At 35.9% G+C, this 20,683-nt stretch carries 17 protein-coding genes and 1 other annotated feature; of the genes, 7 read left to right on the top strand and 10 right to left on the bottom strand.

Features of this window, described 5'->3' with window-relative positions:
• Window positions 1-305: 305 nt before the first annotated feature.
• Genes GHD00_RS16320 through cydS form a run of 3 tightly spaced genes read left to right on the top strand, consistent with a single transcriptional unit; the run spans window position 306 to window position 2,777 of the window.
• The gene (locus tag GHD00_RS16320; protein WP_163539226.1) at window positions 306-1,649 is read left to right on the top strand and encodes a cytochrome ubiquinol oxidase subunit I; all 1,344 of its coding nucleotides are present in this window, start codon (window positions 306-308) and stop codon (window positions 1,647-1,649) included.
• A complete protein-coding gene (locus GHD00_RS16315; protein WP_163539225.1) occupies window positions 1,649-2,665 on the top strand; it encodes a cytochrome d ubiquinol oxidase subunit II in 1,017 nt (338 codons plus the stop codon). Before GHD00_RS16320 ends, GHD00_RS16315 begins: the two co-directional genes overlap by 1 nt.
• A gap of 13 nt (window positions 2,666-2,678) precedes the next feature.
• The gene (gene cydS / locus GHD00_RS21490; protein WP_481810397.1) at window positions 2,679-2,777 is read left to right on the top strand and encodes a cytochrome bd oxidase small subunit CydS family protein; all 99 of its coding nucleotides are present in this window, start codon (window positions 2,679-2,681) and stop codon (window positions 2,775-2,777) included.
• Between the two features lie 153 nt (window positions 2,778-2,930).
• On the opposite strand, the gene tyrS is transcribed toward cydS, so the two are convergent.
• The gene (gene tyrS / locus GHD00_RS16310) at window positions 2,931-4,205 is read right to left on the bottom strand and encodes a tyrosine--tRNA ligase (protein WP_163539224.1); all 1,275 of its coding nucleotides are present in this window, start codon (window positions 4,203-4,205) and stop codon (window positions 2,931-2,933) included.
• A gap of 150 nt (window positions 4,206-4,355) precedes the next feature.
• Window positions 4,356-4,562, bottom strand: a binding site (T-box leader).
• Between the two features lie 127 nt (window positions 4,563-4,689).
• Here tyrS and GHD00_RS16305 point away from each other — a divergent pair.
• The 3 genes from GHD00_RS16305 to GHD00_RS16295 all read left to right on the top strand — a co-directional run bounded on the left by GHD00_RS16305 (window position 4,690) and on the right by GHD00_RS16295 (window position 9,695).
• Window positions 4,690-7,713 carry a transglycosylase domain-containing protein gene (locus tag GHD00_RS16305; RefSeq protein WP_163539223.1) on the top strand — a complete coding sequence of 1,008 codons (3,024 nt, stop codon included), beginning with the start codon at window positions 4,690-4,692 and terminating at the stop codon, window positions 7,711-7,713.
• A 200-nt stretch (window positions 7,714-7,913) separates the two neighbouring features.
• Window positions 7,914-8,531, top strand: coding sequence for a GNAT family N-acetyltransferase (locus GHD00_RS16300; RefSeq protein ID WP_163539222.1), 618 nt, complete (start codon window positions 7,914-7,916; stop codon window positions 8,529-8,531).
• Between the two features lie 21 nt (window positions 8,532-8,552).
• Window positions 8,553-9,695, top strand: a complete 1,143-nt coding sequence (locus tag GHD00_RS16295) for an acetoin utilization protein AcuC (RefSeq protein WP_163539221.1) — start codon at window positions 8,553-8,555, stop codon at window positions 9,693-9,695.
• A gap of 525 nt (window positions 9,696-10,220) precedes the next feature.
• Here GHD00_RS16295 and motS read toward each other — a convergent pair.
• The 4 genes from motS to GHD00_RS16275 all read right to left on the bottom strand — a co-directional run bounded on the left by motS (window position 10,221) and on the right by GHD00_RS16275 (window position 14,239).
• Window positions 10,221-10,949 (bottom strand): flagellar motor protein MotS, encoded by a 729-nt coding sequence (gene motS / locus GHD00_RS16290; RefSeq protein ID WP_163539220.1) that lies wholly within the window; start codon window positions 10,947-10,949, stop codon window positions 10,221-10,223.
• A complete protein-coding gene (gene motP / locus GHD00_RS16285) occupies window positions 10,939-11,754 on the bottom strand; it encodes a flagellar motor protein MotP (RefSeq protein ID WP_163539219.1) in 816 nt (271 codons plus the stop codon). The genes motS and motP overlap by 11 nt, the downstream gene beginning before the upstream one ends.
• A 179-nt stretch (window positions 11,755-11,933) precedes the next feature.
• Window positions 11,934-12,929, bottom strand: a complete 996-nt coding sequence (gene ccpA, locus GHD00_RS16280) for a catabolite control protein A (RefSeq protein ID WP_163539218.1) — start codon at window positions 12,927-12,929, stop codon at window positions 11,934-11,936.
• A gap of 245 nt (window positions 12,930-13,174) precedes the next feature.
• Entirely contained in the window at window positions 13,175-14,239 is a 1,065-nt protein-coding gene (locus GHD00_RS16275) for a bifunctional 3-deoxy-7-phosphoheptulonate synthase/chorismate mutase (protein WP_163539217.1), read from the bottom strand.
• Between the two features lie 160 nt (window positions 14,240-14,399).
• On the opposite strand from GHD00_RS16275, the gene GHD00_RS16270 reads away from it, so the two are divergent.
• Window positions 14,400-16,547 carry a cell division protein FtsA gene (locus tag GHD00_RS16270; protein WP_163539216.1) on the top strand — a complete coding sequence of 716 codons (2,148 nt, stop codon included), beginning with the start codon at window positions 14,400-14,402 and terminating at the stop codon, window positions 16,545-16,547.
• Between the two features lie 82 nt (window positions 16,548-16,629).
• Here the strand turns inward: GHD00_RS16270 and ytxJ are convergent, their stop codons facing one another.
• From ytxJ to GHD00_RS16245, 5 genes are all read right to left on the bottom strand, one after another.
• The gene (gene ytxJ, locus GHD00_RS16265; protein ID WP_163539215.1) at window positions 16,630-16,950 is read right to left on the bottom strand and encodes a bacillithiol system redox-active protein YtxJ; all 321 of its coding nucleotides are present in this window, start codon (window positions 16,948-16,950) and stop codon (window positions 16,630-16,632) included.
• Window positions 16,951-17,018: 68 nt separating this feature from the next.
• Window positions 17,019-17,447: a YtxH domain-containing protein gene (locus tag GHD00_RS16260; RefSeq protein WP_163539214.1), complete on the bottom strand. Its 429-nt coding sequence runs from the start codon at window positions 17,445-17,447 to the stop codon at window positions 17,019-17,021.
• A gap of 23 nt (window positions 17,448-17,470) precedes the next feature.
• Window positions 17,471-17,878 (bottom strand): DUF948 domain-containing protein, encoded by a 408-nt coding sequence (locus GHD00_RS16255; protein WP_163539213.1) that lies wholly within the window; start codon window positions 17,876-17,878, stop codon window positions 17,471-17,473.
• A 183-nt stretch (window positions 17,879-18,061) separates the two neighbouring features.
• Window positions 18,062-19,360: a UDP-N-acetylmuramate--L-alanine ligase gene (gene murC, locus GHD00_RS16250; protein ID WP_163539212.1), complete on the bottom strand. Its 1,299-nt coding sequence runs from the start codon at window positions 19,358-19,360 to the stop codon at window positions 18,062-18,064.
• 106 nt (window positions 19,361-19,466) lie between these two features.
• Complete coding sequence (locus tag GHD00_RS16245; RefSeq protein WP_163539211.1) at window positions 19,467-20,594, bottom strand: nicotinate phosphoribosyltransferase; 1,128 nt, start codon at window positions 20,592-20,594, stop codon at window positions 19,467-19,469.
• Window positions 20,595-20,683 lie beyond the last annotated feature (89 nt).

The following is a 20,683-nucleotide window of genomic DNA, read 5'->3' as shown; positions in this document are numbered from 1 at the left end:
AAATAGTGTAGGTACCTGTGCCCTTTTGCCCACTATCGTTATGGTGAATAAGTTGTGGAGGTTTGTTCATGTACCGAAAACAAGAACGTTGGTTAATTATTTTAATGGCAATCATAGTCATTGTATTAGGTGTTGCTCTTCTGGGGCGAATTTTATCGTAAAGAAAACTTGTCGACCAACGAGTCTTTGGCGAAGTTAGAGACGTAGTTGACCTTATCTATCTTCCTATTCGTGGAATCTACGTCGGATTCTCTTCATTTGTAACACGATATAAATTCTGATACAGAAAAAAAGGAGACATACATATGGATACAGAGCAGTCTGTGTTTTATAGCCGGTTATTAACAGAATTGACGTTATCCTTTCACATTATATACGCAACTATTGGAGTTGGTATACCTTTACTCATTTTGCTTGCTCAATGGATGGGAATAAAAAAACAAGACGAGCACTATATTTTACTGGCAAGACGATGGACAAGAGGATATGTGATTACCGTAGCTGTAGGGGTTGTAACGGGAACTGCGATCGGTTTACAATTAAATTTGCTTTGGCCTACATTCATGGAGCTTGCTGGTAACTCTATTGCCTTGCCAATGTTTATGGAAACTTTCGCCTTTTTCTTTGAAGCAATATTTTTAGGGATTTATTTATATACTTGGGACCGTTTTGAAGACCAAAGAAAGCACATGTTATTACTAGTACCTGTAGCGATTGGAGCATCTTTTTCGGCTGTCTTTATTACAATGATGAACTCTTTCATGAATACACCTCAAGGTTTTGACCTGATTAATGGACAATTGATGAATGTAGAACCATTAAAAGCAATGTTTAATCCATCTATGCCAACAAAAGTAACCCATGTTGTCGTTACAGCTTATATGACATCGGCATTTGTGTTGGCCTCCATTGGTGCATTCCGAATATTACAAGGTTCTAATCATGTTTATCACAAAAAAGCATTGTATTTAACCATAAAAGTTGGACTGATTTTTTCTATTGCCGCTGCCATTATCGGAGATTTTTCAGGCAAATTTCTAGCCGAATACCAACCTGAAAAATTAGCAGCAATGGAATGGCATTTTGAAACAGAAGAAAATGCCCCTTTAACTTTATTTGGAATACTTACGGATGAAGAGGAAATTAAATACTCTCTAGAACTTCCATACGCACTAAGTATTCTCGCACATGGCTATCCCAATGCGGAAGTTATAGGTTTAGATCAAATTCCAGATGATGAAACACCCCCTCTTTATATTCATTATATGTTTAATATCATGGTGATGATCGGAATGGGCGTCACTCTCATCGGGCTTATTTTCCTCATAGGTGCTTGGTTAAGGAGAAAATTTGTGTTCAACCGTAAGTTTTTATGGCTTATCGCGGCTACAGGCCCTCTGTCGATGATTGCGATTGAAGCCGGTTGGTGGTTAGCAGAGGTCGGGAGACAACCGTGGGTTCTACGTGGGATTCTAAGAACAGAAGATGCTGCTACTACCAGTAATCAAGTAGACTTGATGCTTTATTTATTCGTAGGGTTATATATCATCCTAGGAGTTGCCAGCATTATTGTACTCACAAGAATGTTTAAAAATAATCCTATTGAACGGGAATTAAAAGAACGTCAAACAGAAGGGAGTATCTACTAATGCCCTATGAACTCATTGGAATATCTGTTCTCTGGTTCTTTCTTTTTGGTTATGTGATCATTGCTTCGATTGATTTTGGAGCAGGATTTTTCAATGCATACAGTGTTTTTGTAAGAAAAAATCATATTATAAGCAGAATTATTAAAAGGTATTTGTCGCCTGTTTGGGAGGTAACGAATGTCTTTCTCGTTTTCTTCTTTGTTGGAATGGTTGGCTTCTTTCCTAAGACCGCTTATTATTATGGAACGGTACTACTTGTACCTATTCACATTTCGATTGTTTTACTTGCGATTCGGGGATCATACTATGCCTTTACGACATATGGGAAATTAGATAAAAATATGTGGACTTATTTATATGGAATTTCTGGTTTGCTAATACCTGCTTCCTTATCTACTGTTTTAACTATCTCGGAAGGTGGTTTTATCTATGAACAGGGTAATAGCTTATCATTAGATTATTGGGCTTTATTTACCTCTCCTCTGACATGGAGCATTGTTATTCTAAGTTTAACATCTGTCCTATATATATCAGCTGTCTTCCTGACATGGTATGCGCATAAAGCAAATGATTCAAGAGCAACGGAGTTAATGCGACGTTATGCTTTAATTTGGTCTGTACCTGCCATTGTGACTGCCACAGGTATTATCGTTGAACTCCGTACTCATAATCCATTACATTTTCAAAATATATTAAATCTATGGTGGATGTTCGGATTATCAGCTCTATTTTTCATCTGTACTGTATACTTACTATGGAGCAGGAAAAATTATGGGTTTGCCTTTCTTGCTTTAGTTATGCAGTTTTTCATTGCTTTTTTTGCATATGGCTTTTCCCATTATCCTTATTTGTTATACCCTTATTTAACGATAACAGAAAGTTTAACAAGTCAAGGAATGGCTGTAGCACTTATTGTAGCATTTACAGCAGGGATTTGTTTATTACTCCCATCATTATACCTGTTACTTCGTTTGTTCTTATTTAATAAAGACTATGTACAGGGAAAATTAAAATAAGGAGGAAAGCAAGATGGATGCCTTTATTTACTTTTATGCACCTGTTATTACCCTTGTATTATCCATTATATTTACTTTTTGGCTCGTTTGGAAAGATGACTTGTTTCGATAAGGAATACAAAGCAAAAGGAGTGTTTTATTTGGTAAGTTTACAAATGTACTCAGTGTCAGCAACTGGAATATACGAGACTCGTGCGGGAAAGCGAGTATATTCCAGTTGCGTGTACAGTGAGCTGATTTTTAGGGACAGATACTTCTAACCAAATTACTGATAGCGAATAAGGAAATATTTTTTCTTTCCTCTTCTAATGATAGTAAAGCGATCTTCGATACGATCTGCTTCAGACATTTGGTAAGTCAATTCTTGATTTCGTTCACCATTAATATAAATCGCACCGTTCTTAATATCCTCTCGAGCTTGTCGTTTCGAAGAAGATATCTTAGCATTTACCAACAAGTCGACTAAACTTAATTCTTTATCTTCAATGGTGACAGACGGTACATCTTTAAAACCTTGCTCAATTTCATCTGCATTTAAACTGTTTAATTCTCCACTAAATAAAGCTTCTGTTATTTTTTGAGCTTGCTGTAAAGCTTCTTCTCCATGAATCAATTTCGTCATCTCTTCCGCTAACCGTTTATGAGGGATACGTTTTTCTGGAGCAGTTTCTAATTCTTTTTCTAATTCTTCAATTTCTCCTAAATCCAAGAAAGTGAAATACTTCATAAATCGAATGACATCACGGTCATCTGTATTAATCCAGAACTGATAAAATTCATAAGGAGTTGTTTTTTCAGGGTCAAGCCATACTGCACCACCTGCAGTTTTTCCAAATTTCGTACCATCACTTTTAGTGATCAGTGGTACCGTTAAGCCGAATACCTCTGCTTCTTCCCCATTTTCTTGAGAATTCCTTCTGCGAATATATTCCTTACCAGCCGTTATATTTCCCCATTGATCACTTCCACCAATTTGTAACGTACAGTTTTCCTCTTTATAAAGCTTTTCAAAGTCAATCGACTGCATAATCATATAACTAAATTCCGTAAATGAAATCCCATTTTCTAACCTTGACTCTACGGAATCTTTTGCAAGCATGTAATTCACGCTGAAATGTTTTCCAATATCTCTTAAAAACTCAATTAAAGTGATAGAAGATAACCATTCATGGTTATTCCTTGCTACAGCACTGTTTTCTCCTTTATCAAACTCGATAATTTTCGCTAGTTGTTGGGCAATACTATCACTATACCCTTTTACAACCTCTGCACTATTTAAAGATCTTTCGGTTGATCTTCCACTTGGGTCACCAATCATACCTGTCCCGCCGCCAATTAAAGCAATTGGACGGTGGCCTGCTTTTTGAAATCTCTTTAACATAAGAATCGGCAATAAATGACCGATATGTAAGCTGTCCGCTGTTGGATCAAATCCACAATATAGAGTAACAACATTTTCCTCCAAATGCTTTCTTAACCCTTCATCATCAGTGGTTTGTTGAATCAGATCACGTTTTTGTAACTCATCTAAAATGTGCATTTATATTCACACTCCTCTTTTGTTTTAGTTAATAGAAACATAAAGAAAAACTTGGCTTATCGCCAATTACTGGCGAAAGCCTTAGTTTTCTTATACTATCAACAATAAATTTTTATACTTTCTGATAGTATAAAAAAAACTCCTCCCTAGAAAAGGGACGAGTTGCTCGTGGTACCACCCTTGTTGCAATTCATCATTGCCACTTAAGGAAATAACGATGTAGACCACACCGTCTTCATTTTCATGAAGAAGCTCCTGATCGTAATTCATCTCTTGATTATATACTAGCTCTCACCAACCGCCAGCTCTCTAAAAATAGGGAATCAAGAAATTACTGCAATCTTTCAACGCTCTTGTATCTTTTATTGTTATTTTAGTTTTAGCATAAATTAATATAAAATGCAATGTAAATTTCATTCAATAATATCAATTTAAGTTGACGATTATGCTATAATATGGATTGGAGAAACAGGAGGTTTTAACAATGGAGATAAAGGACTTTTTACTAAAATCGTGGAATAACATAAAAAATATTTGGCAGAAGCAAACGATTCAAACATCTACTAGAATTGGTTATCACATTATTTGGAATATCGTATTATTTTTTATAACGATAGCCATCGTTGGTGCTTTTTTCTTAGGAGGACTTGGTGCCGGTTATTTTGCATCACTAGTCGACGATGAAAGTGTTCAATCAGAAGAAGAAATGGCTAGTGCTATTTACAGCTATGAAGAAACATCAGAAATGTATTTTGCGAACGATCAATTTCTTGCCGAAATTAGTACAGACCTGCTAAGAGATGAAATTGGATTAACCCAAGTCGGAGAAAATGTAAGAAATGCCGTGATTGCGACAGAAGACGAATATTTTGAAACACATAATGGTATTGTACCAAAAGCCATTTTTCGGGCAGTATTTCAAGAGGTCACCAACGCTGCCAACAAAACTGGTGGTAGTACATTAACACAGCAATTAATAAAAAATCAAATTTTAACGAATGAAGTATCTTTTGAGCGTAAAGCAAAAGAAATGCTCCTAGCCTTACGATTAGAGAGGTACTTTGATAAAGATGAAATTTTAGAGGCGTATTTAAATATCGTCCCATTTGGCCGAAACTCATCTGGTCAGAATATCGCTGGTATCCAAACAGCAGCAGAAGGTATTTTTGGTTTAAAAGCAAATGAATTAAACATAGCTCAAGCTGCCTTTATTGCTGGTTTACCTCAAAGCCCTTCATACTATACCCCATTCAATAATGGAGGGGGGCTAAAGAGCGAAGAAGGCTTACAACCTGGATTAAACCGAATGAAATCCGTCTTAGCAAGAATGCATGAGGAAAGTTATATTACCGACAATGAATATCAAGAAGCCCTTGACTATGACATTGTATCAGACTTTAAGCCTAGAGAACCATCTGTTTTAGAGGAATACCCGTTTCTTATGAATGAATTGAAAGACCGTGCGACGGATATCTTAGTCAATGTATTAGCTGAGCAAGATGGATATACAGAAGAAGATTTAAACAATAGTGATATTCTAGAAGAAGAATATCACATTCTTGCTAATCGCGCTTTAGAAAGTAATGGATATAGAATTCATTCTACCATTGATAAGGAAGTCTACGATGCTTTCCAAAAGATTGCTAAAGAATATAGCAACTACGGAAGAGACAAAGTAGCAAGAAATGAAAGAACGGGAGAAGTCATTCGAGTAGAAAACCCAGAAACCGGTGAGTTAGAACCATTGGTAGTACCCGTCCAAGCGGGAAGTGTTTTACTAGAAAATTCTACGGGGAAGATTATTAGTTTTGTCGCGGGAAGAGATTATAATACCTCGCAACAAAATCACGCTACATCTGTTCCGAGACATAATGGTAGTACAATGAAACCATTAGCCGTATATGCACCTGCAATGGAACTCGGGCAAGTGCAACCTGGATCTGTGATTGCTGACGTAGAGGAAGATTTTTCTTCCTATGGATATAATCGACCGCCAACTAATTATACAGGGAGATATTATGGACTAGTATCGGCTCGAGAGGCTTTATATAAATCACACAACGTATCAGCGTTGCAAGTATATAAGGATATACTCGGTCAAAACCCGGCACAACAATTTCTAGATAAAATGGGATTTGATCATTTATCTGATGACCCAGCACACAATGACTATGCCAACTTATCCTTAGCATTAGGAAGCTCTTATAGAGGAGTAACCGTTGAGGAAAATACAAATGCTTATGCGACTTTTGGCAACGGCGGTGACTTTGTTAATGGGTATATGATTGAGAAAATTGAAACAAATGATGGAGAAGTGATTTACGAACATCAAAGTGAAACAACAGAGGATGTTTTCAGTCCACAAACTAACTATCTCATGATCGATATGATGAGAGATGTATTAACTAGAGGTACTGGGACAGCCGCAAGAGCTAATTTGAATAATAAAAGCGTAGACTGGGCTGGTAAAACTGGAACATCTAACGACTTTCGTGATACTTGGTTTGTTGCGACTAACCCTAATGTTACTTTAGGAAGCTGGATGGGTTATGACTACAATCAACAATTAGATAGCGGTTATAGTGCCAGAAACAATGTATTTTGGGCTCAGCTAGTCAATGCCGCTACAGAAATTAGACCAGAATTAATGGCTCCATCTCAATCATTTGAACGTCCTGGTGGAATAGTGTCTAGAACGTATTGTACCACATCTGGTATGTTACCATCAGACTTATGCAGTGAGTTAGGATTAGTTCAAACTGATATTTACAATGCGAATTACGTACCAACTAAACGTGATGACAGTTTAGTAGAAGAAACGTACGTGATGGTTGGTGACAAAGCAGTGATTGCTGGTACTGATACACCAAAGGAATTTACTGAAGGAGATGGAGTCGCCTTTAACCCAGACTGGTTAGAAGATATGGGATATGACAAACTCTCTGATATTGAACAACTCATTCCATCTGATTCGGGAGTATGGGGTGATATCCAATTCCCTGAAACAGATGAAATCAATAATGATGGTGAAGATCCACTTATGCCTACTTCGGTATCGTTAAACGAACAAAATTTATCTTGGGATGCTTCTTCTAGTCAAGACGTAGTTGGATATCGAATATATCGTTCTAGTCATCCAGACGATGATAATTTTCAACGTATCGGAAGCACCACTGATTTAAGCTACACGTTACCAAGCAGAGAAGCTGTTTATCATGTCCGCGCTGTAGATTATTTTGGGCAAGAATCCAAAGCTTCCACAGAAGTAATTATGGGAGATTTCTCTGAACCTGAAGAACCTGAGAAGGAACAAGAAAATCAGGAGGATGACCAACAAGAAGAACAGGCAGATGAAAATGAAAATAACAATAGTAATAACTCCGAAGATTCATCATCAGAAGATAATTCGGAAGAAAACACAAATAGTGACCAAGATCAAAATAGTAACTCTAATGACGATAATACCGAGACACAATCAAACGATGAAGAGAATACAGAAAATGAATAGTTAAGAGTAAAAAAAGTAGGAGCTATCTCATAAGTTTAGTTTGCTAACATACACCAAGGAAAAGGAAGTTATTATAATTGTGTGTACAGTAAACTTACTTTTGGGACAGCTCCATCTTTTTTACCATGCTATAGATTTTCAAAATCAGCATTCTTCGATATACTTGGAAGTAACATCTTTCGTGAAAGGTGGCCTTGTTTTTGATACATCATAAAACCTATTTAGAGAAACAGCATCTATTTCAAAACAAAAAGCTTCTCATCCAGGGACCTGTCCACGCCAAAGAACTTCATGAATACAAAATACATCATGATTTAGATGCATTTCGCCCACCGTTAAAACAATTAGAAGCACTAATAGATATTGCAACAGACGCTGAATCCAGAATCATCATAGCATTAGATGAGGACACAATCATAGGGTATGTTATTTTTCTATTCCCAGATCCAATTGAACGCTGGTCAACATATAGGAAAGATAACCTTTTAGAATTAGGTGCGATAGAAATAGCACCTGATTATCGTGGAGCTGGTATCGGCAGTCGTTTAATTCAATTAGCGATGTCTGACCCAAACGTGGAACACTATATCGTCATCTCTACGGAATATTATTGGCATTGGGACATACATCATTCCAAACTAAGTATCTGGGATTATCGCAAACTAATGGAAAGAATGATGAATGCAGGAGGACTAAAGCCAGCACCAACTAACGATCCAGAAATCATGGCTCATCCTGCCAATTGCTTAATGATGCGAATAGGGAAATATGTCAGCAAGGAAGATATTTCTTTGTTTGATCAAATTCGATTTTTATAAAGAAGTTTTAGGAGGATCATGATGCCAAACAATGTAAATGCTTTCATATATTCAGATGATTTTCTAGATTATGCTTTTCACCCACAACACCCATTTAATCAAAAAAGGTTAGTACTTACTAAAGATTTGTTAGAATTGATGCAATCTCTAGGTAAAGGTGAAATAATTGCTCCTAAACCTATAACAGATGACATATTAGCATCTATTCATACAAAAGAATATTTAACTGCAGTCAAAAAAGCTATACCTGATATAAAAAATTTCGGGATAGGAAGTATCGATACACCTGTCTTTTCTAACATGTATCATGCTTCCAAAGCCATTTCAGCGGGGACCATTCATGCTTGTGACTTAGTTGCCTCTGGAAAGAAAAAACGAGCTATCAACCTTGGAGGAGGACTGCACCATAGTTTTCCTGGATATGCAGCTGGATTTTGTATATTTAATGATTTAGCTGTTGCTATTAAACAAATCAGAAAAAATTACCCTTATAAAATTTTGTACATTGATACAGATGCGCATCATGGAGATGGCGTCCAACATTGCTTTTACGATGATCCCAATGTGTGTACCGTATCTTTTCATGAGACAGGGAGATATTTATACCCAGGTACAGGAAAAGTCGATGAGAGAGGAAAAAAAGCTGGATATGGATACAGCTTTAATTTCCCATTGGATGCCTATACAGAAGATGAGTCTTTTTTAGAAGTATTCACAGAATCGTTAACATTAATAGCGGAGTACTTTGAACCGGATATCATCATTAGCCAGCATGGTGTTGATGCTCATATCTTGGATCCTCTTACACATTTACATAGTACAATGAAAATTTATGAACAAATACCTGTATTGATAAAAAAATTAGCAGATCACTATTGTGATGGAAAATGGGTAGCTACGGGCGGTGGGGGATATAATATATGGAAAGTAGTACCTAGAGCATGGTCACAATTATGGAAAGTGATGAAAGATGGGCAACCTTTTCAGGGTCCTTTACCTGAAACGTGGTTAAAAAAATGGGAAAAGCAAACAAACGATGCTTTACCCAAGAGATGGGATGATAAAGAAGAAAATTTCCCTTCTATTCCACGCAGAGAAGAAATAAGAACAAATAATCGATCTATGACACAACAATCCTTATCGTTTTTATATAACCTGCTATAAACACATGTTAACCATATACGTTACAAGAATATACCGCTTTTCCTATAAAAGTCCCTATATTCTAGGTAATGATCTTATAAAAAGCCTGTTCTTTTTAAAATAACCTCTTTCACAATATCCATAAACTACGACGTAATCCTATCATGACTTTCTAACATTCTTTCTTAGATGAGTGCTAGTCCGGCGCTTTGGAAAAACGCTCGCTTGTGTGAGTTTTCGTATTTAGTAAGAAAAAATTCTAGTAGCTTTTATATATAATGCGTTTGCACAAAAAATTCACCATCCTAACAGCGTAGGGAATATACGTAGACTCCTGCGGGAAAAGCAACGGCTGAAGATCCCGCAGGAAGTGTATTTTGCTTCCGAGGAAGCTGAAGCGTTGCCCGCGGAAAGCGAAGTATATTTCCGAAGCGTCATTTAAACTCTCGCCCCACACTATTGCGCAGTTTGGTTCAACTGCGACATAGAACAACAAACCATATGAAAAGATTCTATAAGAAAGTTACTTTTGAAATTAATTTGCCATTATGTTGCTTCTTGTTTTCCTTTTTCTAAAATAATAATTTCGACTCTTCTATTTTTGCTCCAATTTTCACGAGAGTTATTAGGAACTAGTGGTTGTGTATCACTATAGCCAGCTGCCATAAATCTAGAGGAGTCAAGTGATTCTGCAGACATTATGTACCGAATGACACTGCTTGCACGTGCACCTGATAATTCCCAATTTGATGGATAGCGGTAACTGGAGATCGGACGATTATCTGTATGACCTTCTACTCTTACCTTATTTGACAGAGTGGTAAGTAGTGTTCCTACTCTATCTAAAAAAGGCTTCGCAGAATCTAATATCTCTGCTTCTCCTGTATTAAATAGAATATTTTCCTGCAACACTAATTCTACCCCTTCACTAGTCCTTGTTGCTGAAATATGCTCATTTAATTCATTTCGGTTTAAAAAGGAGATCACTTCTTCATATAAATCATCTAAAGTATCTTGTTCCGATTCTATATCTTTATGTTCACGACTCTTATCTACTTGTTCTAATTTGTCGGAAGACATAACAGAAGGCATCCCTTCAAATATACTGTCATTTCGGAAGGCTTCCGATATAGCTCTAAATTTTTGTGCATCAATTTGGGACATAGAAAATAATAAAACAAAGAAAACAAGGACCAATGTAACCATATCTGAATAGGTTGCCATCCATTTGGGAGCACCTTTTTTAATAGGGCGTTTTTTCCGTCTAAGCCTCATATACGGAATCCTCCGATCCTTTCTCCTCTTCTTTCTTGTCCTTTACCTTATTGGATAAAAAGGCACTTAATTTTTCCTTTAATATCCTCGGATTTTGCCCTGATTGAACACCTATGACGCCCTCAATGATTACTTGTTTCATAAAAATTTCTTCATTCGTTTTTGTTTCTAATTTGCCCGCCATTGGAATAAATACTAGATTAGCTAACACAGACCCATAGAAAGTAGTAAGCAAAGCAATGGCCATACTTGGTCCAAGTGTGGTAGGGTCCTCTAGATTTTGCAACATTAATATTAAACCAATTAATGTACCAATCATTCCCCAAGATGGAGCATATTCCCCTGCTTTTTCTATAATTAACCTTCCGCGGTAATGTCGATCTTCCATTGCATCAATTTCCGCGTTTAGAATATCATGTATGACTTCCGGTTCAATACCATCAATCGCAAGTAAAACTCCTTTTCTAATGAAAGGATCATCTACTTCCTCTAATTCATTCTCTAATGTCAGTAATCCTTCTCGCCTTGCTCGCTCCGATAAATGCTCAAATAGATCAATTAACTCAGCTAAATCATGATCCTCATGTCTAAAAGTTTCTTGAATGACGTGTTTGGTCGTTTTTATATGTTTAACATTAAAGTTAACAAGTAACGCTGCGAGCAAACCGCCAATCACGATTAGTACAGAGGATCCTTGGAGAAAACCGACAAATCCACCCATTCCTCCACTGCTAACAATTCCAAACATAATCATTAAAAATCCTACGGTAATGCCTATAGGAGTTAAAAAATCTCTTCTTTTCATCTAATCTCTCTCCCTAATCGTATCTATCGTGCAATAAAGAAAAACTTGGCTTATCGCTAAGTCTTAATGGCGAAAGCCTTAGTTTTACTTATACTATCAACCATAATACTTTGTACTTTCTGATAGTATAAGAAAACTAGGGCGCTTAGACACCCTAGTTTTAATATCGGACAATCCTTTTATTTTGTTGAGTTTCTTTGTACAATTTGATGCGGTAAAACAACATTTTGATCTTCTACGGTTTCTTTGTTCATATACTTTGTTAAAAGACGCATCGCAACCGCTCCGATATCATACATTGGCTGTACAACAGTTGTTAATGTTGGGCGTACCATCGTAGCAAGTCTTGTATTGTCAAAACCAAAGACTTCTACATCTTCAGGTACACGAAGACCTTTATCCTGGAAACCATGTATAATACCTAGCGCCATTTCATCTGTCGCTACAAATATAGCTTTTGGATAGTCTTTTTTCTCTATGATTTGATTTGCTGCCTCAATTCCAGCTTCATATGAAGAATCTGTTTGAATAACATACTCTTGATTAACTTCATCATTTTTTTCTTTAATAGCACGTGTATATCCAGCGAATTTTCGTTCATTTACATCTGAATCTTCTTCACTTGTTACAAAAATTGGATGCTCAGTACCATTTTGTATTAAAATAGAAGTTGCTTCATAAGCGGCCTCTTCGTAATTAATATTCACAGATGGAATGGTTTGGGAGCCATCAACTGTTGCCGCTAGAGCTACAGGAACTGGTGATGTTTTTAATTGATCCACATGATCCTCTGTAATGGTAGCTCCCATATAAACTAATCCGTCCACTTGTTTTTCAAACATGGTGTTAATAAGGCGAAGTTCTTTTTCCTTATTCTGATCAGAGTTACTTAAGATGATATTGTAATTATACATAGTAGCAATATCATCAATCCCTCTCGCTAGCTCTGAGAAGAAGATGCTAGATATATCAGGAATAATAACCCCAACTGTCGTCGTTTTCTTACTAGCTAAACCTCGGGCAACCGCGTTAGGTCGATATCCCAACTGCTCAATCGTGTTTAAAACTTTTTTTCTTGTGGTTGGTTTTACATTCGGATTTCCATTCACAACTCTTGATACAGTAGCCATCGAGACATTTGCTTCTCTTGCTACATCATAAATTGTCACATTCATTTTTAACTACCTCCATTATGCATAAAAACGCTTTATTTCAGATTTCATTCTTTACAACGACAAATTCTGCAATCTTTCCATTATTTTGCCCATTTCTTGATATGGGATATGTATCTTACTTATAGTATAACAAAAAATTAGACAAATTTTACATATTATTTTCATTTTATTTTCATTTTTCGATAGAGTTTTCATTTTAACATAAAAAAAAAGCCTTGCATATGCATATGCAAGGCTTTTTTGAGTTATTTTTTCGATAATTCGTTCATAAAGTTTTGGAAAGTAGGAATATCCATTTGTTGTGCTGAATCAGATAAGGCAACAGCCGGGTCAGGGTGTACTTCAGCCATAACACCATCTGCTCCAATCGCCAATGCAGCTTTTGCTGCTGGTAAGAGTAAGTCTCTTCTACCTGTTGAATGTGTCACATCCACCATAACTGGTAAGTGAGTTTCTTGTTTTAAAATTGGTACTGCTGTGATATCTAGTGTGTTTCTCGTTGCTTTTTCGTATGTTCTGATACCACGTTCACATAAAATAATGTCGCCATTCCCTTTAGAATTAATGTACTCAGCTGCATTAATAAAGTCAGAAATAGTCGCAGACATTCCTCGTTTTAACAATACTGGTTTATTTGTCTCACCTGCCGCTTTTAGCAATTCAAAGTTTTGCATATTTCGTGCACCAATCTGAATCACATCAATGTAATCTACTGCTTCTTCAATATGTGCAGGATTTACAATTTCACTAACAACGGCAAGTCCATACTCTTCTGAGACTTTCTTTAAGATTTCTAAACCTTCAAATCCTAATCCTTGGAAATCGTATGGAGAGGTTCTTGGTTTAAACGCACCTCCGCGGATAAGTTTCAGACCTTGATCCTTAATAGCACTTGCTACTTCTGCTACTTGGTCATAACTTTCTACCGCACATGGACCAAAAATAAAGTGTTGTTCACCATCTCCAAATTTATCTCCGTTTATATCAATCACAGTATTATCTGGTTTTTTCTTACGCGATACGAGTAATGCTTTACTATGATCATCTTCTTGCAACTCTAAACCTGCTTTAAAAATTTCTTTGAACAAATGAACAATAGTAGAATTTTCAAATGGACCATTGTTGTTCTTTGTGATTAAGTTTAACATATCGCGTTCGCGAACTGGGTCATAGCTTCTGTTAGCACCTTGCTTTTCTTTTACTTGACCAGTTTCTTTAACTAATTCCGCACGTTTATTAATTAATTCAAGAATTTCTAAATTGACTTGGTCAAGCTTTTCTCGAAGTTGATCCAATTGTTCATTACTCATTGTAAAATCCCCCTGTTCCTATTTTAAATTGCATAAAGAATGTTATAATTTCTATATACATAATTAGAGATAATTATAGCTAAAATTTTTCGACTTGTCACCAGTTAGCATTAATATTTTACAGAATATTTTTTAATTTATGGTAGAAAGGAATCACAATATGTCAGATTTTTTATTTGCACTAGATATTGGAACTCGATCTGTTGTTGGTTTATTGATGAAAAAAGATGGTGATGAATACAAATTACTTGATCATTATACAGTGGAACACGAAGAACGATCAATGCTTGATGGACAAATTCATGATATAGTTTCTGTCTCTCGTGTCATTCAACAAGTGAAAAAGCTTTTAGAAGAAAAACACCAAATAGAACTTCATAAAGTATGCGTCGCTGCAGCGGGACGTGCTCTAAAAACAAAAAGAGTAGAGGCCACGAAAAACATAACGAAACAACCTTTAATGGATGAAGAAGATATTCGATTTTTGGAACTAGAAGCTGTACAAAAAGCTCAATTTGACTTAGCATCTGATGATTCTGAAGAAAATAGCACTGATTACTATTGTGTAGGGTATTCTGTTCTTCATTATCAGTTAGATCAAGAGGAAATTGGATCACTTATTGATCAACAAGGAGATAAAGCTAGCGTTGAAATCATTGCCACATTCTTGCCAAAAGTGGTAGTAGAATCTTTACTTTCTGCTTTAAAACGATCAGGTTTACAACTAGAAGCTTTAACTTTGGAACCTATTGCCGCTATTCATATACTTATTCCAGCCTCTATGAGACGATTAAATGTTGCTTTAGTAGATATTGGAGCAGGCACCAGTGATATTGCCTTAACTTCAGAAGGGACCATTACGGCATATGGAATGGTTCCAAAAGCTGGAGATGAAATAACGGAAGCCATTAGTGATCATTATTTACTAGATTTTAATCAAGCTGAAGAATTAAAAAAAGAGATCACAACCAATTACAAAGCGACTGTCACTGACATTTTAGGTTTTGAGCAGGAAGTTCCTTACGACGAATTAGTATGTCAGATAAAGCCAACCATTGATGAATTAGCAACTGCGATTGCAGAGGAAATTATAGAGCTAAACGGATTGGCTCCTAAAGCAGTGATGCTTGTCGGTGGCGGCAGTCAAACACCAGAATTAACGAAACGATTAGCACTTAAACTCCATTTACCTTTTAATCGAGTAGCTATTCGTGGCGTCGATGCCATTCAAGGTCTTATAAAGCAAGAGGGATTGCCAATTGGACCGGAATACATCACACCAATCGGGATTGCCATTGCAGCCAAGCAAAATCCAGTTCACTATCTCAGTGTGATCGTGAACGGTCGTGTATTACGTTTATTTGAAATGAAACAACTTACAGTGGGAGATAGTTTATTAGCAGCAGGAATTGAAGTTCAAAAGCTTTATGGACGTCCCGGAATGGCCTATATGATTCATTTTAATGGACAGCAGGTAACACTGCCAGGTAGTTTTGGTACAGCTCCTAATATTACGTTAAATGATGAGCCAGTAACCATTGATTCCGTTGTAAAGGACGGGGATATGATAAACGTTACAAAAGGGAAGGATGGCGAATCTCCTCAGTACACTATTGAGGAATTCATTGGTGAAACAACGCCGATAACTATTTCATTAAATGATACAACATATGCTATGCATCCGACTGTTCAAGTGAATAACCATGAAGTTCCTACTGCCTATTTACTAAAAGATGGGGATCATGTTACATTTAATAAAAACATATATGTGAGAGATTTTCTTGATTTTATCAACGTAAATACAGATATGAACCAGCCATTTTCCATTTATGCCAATGACAAGCTCATTACTTATCAAGAATGGTCACAAACATTAAAGAGAAATGGAAACATAATAAATGATCACACTATATTAAATAACAGTGATCAGCTAACTATTGAATCCGGGTTTCAACCAACAGTTCTTGATCTATTAAAAATGGAACAAAGAGATTATGAAATAAAAATAAATATTACTTATAATCAAAAACCGCTCACTTTATCAAAGCCGATTTTAACAGTATTTAGAAATGGTAAAAAATTATCATTAGATGATCCTATTTATCATCAAGACTCCTTACAAATAGTAAAAGAAAAGGAATCCCCATTTATTTTTCAAGACATATTCCGTTTTATATCACTAGACCTTCAAAATGTAAAAGGAAGAGTAGAAATGACTAGAAATGGAGAAGATGTTACCTTTTTTGATCAGCTTTTTCCTAATGATTCGATAGAAATAACATTCGAATCCATCGCTGAGAAACACTAGCTTTCAAATGATGACGCGTTGATAGGAAATCCTATAACCACGGAGAATGTTTCTCCGTGGCTATACTCCATCAAAGAAATCCTTAAACATTTTCGTTTAAGCTATCTTCTGTGATTGCTCCATGAGAAGCATGCCACACAACGGCTCCCTCTTCAATTTTTAGTGCCTGTGGTGATTCATGTCTCACGTTATATTTTTCTTCAAGATATGATGATAAATCTCTCGCTTCTTGCACATATAACCGGAATAATGGTAAATCTACCTTTTTACTAAAGTTTTCAAATTCAGTATTTGCAGCTGCACTAATGGGACATGTTAAGCTGTGTTTGAAAACGACAAGTGAGTCATGTGTATATTCTAATTCTTTAAATTCTTTAATATCCTTGATTGTTTTAATTTCCACCCTTAAAAAACCTCCCTTGTTAATGTAAAACGGACTGTTCTAAAATATAGAACAGCCCCTCTTTCTTATTATACATTTGTTACATTATCTTCGTCTTGATCTACCGCACGAGCAGCTTCATCGATTGCTTGTGCTACTTCTTCTGCAGCTTTTTCTGGATCTTCTGTTTTATTTATTTTTTCTTGAATAGTTTCTTTGGTTTCTCTTAATTTACTAGTTAAATCTTGTGACTTCTCTGAAACAGTTTGGCCAATTTGACCAGACTGCTCTTTTGCATAATCTCTCCATTCATTGCCTTTTTCATAGGCAATATCTTTCCAGTCGTTAGCGCGATCTCTCACATAGTGAGCACCTTGATTAATATCTCCTCTTAACTCTTTTCCAGACTTTGGTGCAAAAATCAATGCTAATGAACCTCCAACAATACCACCAATTAATGATCCAATTAAAAAGTCCTTACTATTAATATTTTGATTTTCTTCCTGTTGATTACTCATCGATCATTCCTCCATTTCAAAAATTATTTATTCTTATTTCTATTAAATAGTTCCATAAAAACAGTGCTCCATTTAACCGCTTGTGCTGTTGTTTCTTTATTCTCCTCAGCAACAGTGGAAACAGATTCAGAAACAGTACGTATGGACTGTGTGAAATTTTTTACGCTATCTCCAATATCCTTCACACCATCCACCAATGTGTTAAGTCTTGTTGATTTATCATTAATATCTTCAGCAAGCTTGTTCGTTTTATTTAGCAAAGCTGTTGTCTCTACCGTTATTCCTTCCATTTGTTTCTCCAGACCTTCTAATGTATCGGCTACATGTGACATGGTACGCCTAGTTTCTTTTAATACTTTAACTAGGTATACCACTAACACAGCAAAAGCTACCGCGGCTATTATTGCTGCAAGATAACCTAAAATCTCCATTGCATTCACTCCTTATATGTATGCCATCTATGTATCATGTCTCCTAAATATGTTTTACCCGATAAAACATATTCTAAACAAAAATGATCGAAAAATCTCATTCTTATAGAAAGAAAGAAGGAATTTACATGTCCTTCTTTCTTTGATACATACTATATTCTCTAAAATTTTCTAATTTCCTGCTTAGCTTAAGCAAGTTTTTTCATATGCTTCTTGATACTTCTGGATATCCCCTGCTCCCATAAAAACAAGCACACTATCTTTGTGTCGGGTCAATAAGTGGACATTATCAAGCTCGAGCAATTGACTATCCGGTACAATTTTCCTTAAATCATGAATAGTAAGCTCTCCTTCTCCTTCTCTAGCAGATCCAAATATGTCACATAAATATACATTGTCTGCATTCGATAAAGATTCACTAAACTCCTCTAAAAAGGTCATGGTTCTTGTATAGGTATGCGGTTGAAATATAGCTACTATTTCTTTATTAGGATATTTTTGTCTTGCAGCATTTATAGTTGCTTCTACTTCCTTTGGATGATGAGCATAATCATCAATTAACACTTGATCTTGATAATTTTTTTCTGAAAATCTCCTCTTTACACCTTGAAAAGATACAATTTCTTTAATATCAGATGTTTTTACTTCTTCGTAATGACAAATAGCAATCACTGCCAATGCATTTAGAATATTGTGTTCTCCGAATGTGTTAATGTGAAAAGTGTCATAATAATTATTACGAACAAAGACATCAAAAGTTGTTTTTTCAGCATCTGTTTGAATATTTTTAGCTTGAAAATCATTTGTTTCATTAAAACCATAGTAAAGTACTGGAACTTTGGCTTGTATAGATTGCAAATACTCATCGTCACCACATGCTATGATCCCTTTCCTAACATTTTCTGCCATTTCTTGAAATGAGGCAAATACATCCTCAATATCCTTAAAATAATCCGGATGATCAAAATCAATATTTGTCATAATGGCATAATCTGGATGATAAGCTAAAAAATGTCTTCTATATTCACATGCTTCAAAAACAAAATATTGACTTTCCTCTGTTCCTTTTCCTGTACCATCTCCAATTAAATAAGAGATTGGAAATGCTTTATCAAGAACATGTGCTAATAAACCTGTTGTAGAGGTTTTTCCATGCGCACCTGTCACTGCAATACTAGTAAATTTATTAATCCATTCACCTAAAAATTGATGATATCGATAAAAGGGGAGTCCTTGTTTTTGCGCCTCTTTGATTTCTTCATGATCATCTTGAAATGCGTTACCTGCAATAATTACTTGCCCCTCTTCAATATTTTCTTTTGAAAAAGAGTATAAGGGTATATTTCTATCTTCTAATGACTTTTGTGTAAAAATTCTCTTTTCTATATCAGAACCTTGTACCTTCATTCCTGAGTCATGTAAAATCTGAGCTAATGCACTCATCCCCGTCCCTTTAATACCGATAAAATGGTAAGTTGTCATAAACATGAACCTCCAAAATCATTGATCAGTGTGAACTATCGCTACGAATTTCCCAGATAGTTCTTCTTTTTTAAGCATATTTGTTGCTTCGTTTCTCAACCAAGCCTTATGATTTTGCCATTTCCATATTTAGATGGTAATGAACCTTTTTCAAGCGAGGATTCGGTTGATACTTTCTTCCTTTTTTTGCCTCATGCTTGCCATTAAGCAGAACGTTATCTCCAGTGAAACCTATTTTATTATCTAATAAATTCCTGCCCACACCATACATATCAACAGGAAAATTCTCTTGTTCGAATGCTTTTATTTTGTCTTCATCGAAGCCACCACTAGCAATTATTTGAACATGCTCAAATCCCTCTCTGTCTAATGCTTCTCGCAGTGCAAAAATGAGAGTAGGATTAACACCTCGAGGATCGAAATCTCCCATAATTTCAGGCTCACGCAAAAAAAATTCATCCACCATATTTTTAGATGTATCCAAACGAACTCCTTTTAAAGTATACCCAAACTCTCTTGCTACCTTTAATGAATCTTGGATAACATCATTATTATAATCAACTAATAAGGTGAGGTCGTCGTCTGGATAGGTTTCATGATAAGCTTTCGCTGCCGCTACAATATCACCTTCAAACATTTGTACCATGGCATGTGGCATAGTCCCCATACCTTGTTTTCCCCACCATTCATTCATTGCATGGGTCGCCTGTGCTGTTGAGCCTCCAATAAATGCAGCATACCCATCTCCTGCTTGTTGGGTATAATGATCATCCCGATCTCCCATAAATATAATGGGTTTTTGTTTACCGGAAATGCGCGCTGCTTTTACCACATTATATACATTAGTAGCTACGGATGTTCTTCTAGATAAAATCCCATCAATAATACCTTCTAGGTACCCAAAAGATTGATAAGGTCCCGTTATAGTTAAAACCGTTTCATTTGGACTAATTTTGTCCCCATCTTTTAATGCATAAATCTCTAATGATTCTGGATCATCTGCAAATGTATGTACTAGTGCAATAACTTCATCTGTACCACATAGTACTGCGTAAGATTTTTGGAAAAATTGCATGGTTATCTCATTATTCGGTAACTTTTCTTCTGCAATTTTCTTTGTTTTTAAAAAGTAAACGCCTGAGAACCAGCCTTCCCCAATTCTTTTATCAAACTTAAATGTTTTATTTGTTAAACGATCTATTTCACCGTTTAATTTTTTTGTTATTTCTTTCATCAGCTTTCTCCTCAGTCTTTCAATGTTTGAGATAAAGTGAGACTTCCGTCAGTAGAGGATTTCATCCCCTACTGATGGTTAGCGAAACT

The organism is Gracilibacillus sp. YIM 98692 (assembly GCF_010993965.1).
GTDB lineage: Bacteria > Bacillota > Bacilli > Bacillales > Amphibacillaceae > Gracilibacillus.
This window is presented reverse-complemented; position numbering and strand designations above follow the sequence as displayed.

Bases quoted from the DNA above. Each gene is read 5' to 3' on its own strand.
- GHD00_RS16320 (WP_163539226.1), top strand. From the start codon at position 306: ATGGATACAGAGCAGTCTGTGTTTTATAGCCGGTTATTAACAGAATTG.
- GHD00_RS16315 (WP_163539225.1), top strand. From the start codon at position 1,649: ATGCCCTATGAACTCATTGGAATATCTGTTCTCTGGTTCTTTCTTTTT.
- cydS (WP_481810397.1), top strand. From the start codon at position 2,679: ATGGATGCCTTTATTTACTTTTATGCACCTGTTATTACCCTTGTATTA.
- tyrS (WP_163539224.1), bottom strand. From the start codon at position 4,205: ATGCACATTTTAGATGAGTTACAAAAACGTGATCTGATTCAACAAACC.
- GHD00_RS16305 (WP_163539223.1), top strand. From the start codon at position 4,690: ATGGAGATAAAGGACTTTTTACTAAAATCGTGGAATAACATAAAAAAT.
- GHD00_RS16295 (WP_163539221.1), top strand. From the start codon at position 8,553: ATGCCAAACAATGTAAATGCTTTCATATATTCAGATGATTTTCTAGAT.
- motS (WP_163539220.1), bottom strand. From the start codon at position 10,949: ATGAGGCTTAGACGGAAAAAACGCCCTATTAAAAAAGGTGCTCCCAAA.
- motP (WP_163539219.1), bottom strand. From the start codon at position 11,754: ATGAAAAGAAGAGATTTTTTAACTCCTATAGGCATTACCGTAGGATTT.
- ccpA (WP_163539218.1), bottom strand. From the start codon at position 12,929: ATGAATGTGACAATTTATGATGTAGCAAGAGAAGCAAATGTCTCGATG.
- GHD00_RS16275 (WP_163539217.1), bottom strand. From the start codon at position 14,239: ATGAGTAATGAACAATTGGATCAACTTCGAGAAAAGCTTGACCAAGTC.
- GHD00_RS16270 (WP_163539216.1), top strand. From the start codon at position 14,400: ATGTCAGATTTTTTATTTGCACTAGATATTGGAACTCGATCTGTTGTT.
- GHD00_RS16260 (WP_163539214.1), bottom strand. From the start codon at position 17,447: ATGAGTAATCAACAGGAAGAAAATCAAAATATTAATAGTAAGGACTTT.
- GHD00_RS16255 (WP_163539213.1), bottom strand. From the start codon at position 17,878: ATGGAGATTTTAGGTTATCTTGCAGCAATAATAGCCGCGGTAGCTTTT.
- murC (WP_163539212.1), bottom strand. From the start codon at position 19,360: ATGACAACTTACCATTTTATCGGTATTAAAGGGACGGGGATGAGTGCA.
- GHD00_RS16245 (WP_163539211.1), bottom strand. From the start codon at position 20,594: ATGAAAGAAATAACAAAAAAATTAAACGGTGAAATAGATCGTTTAACA.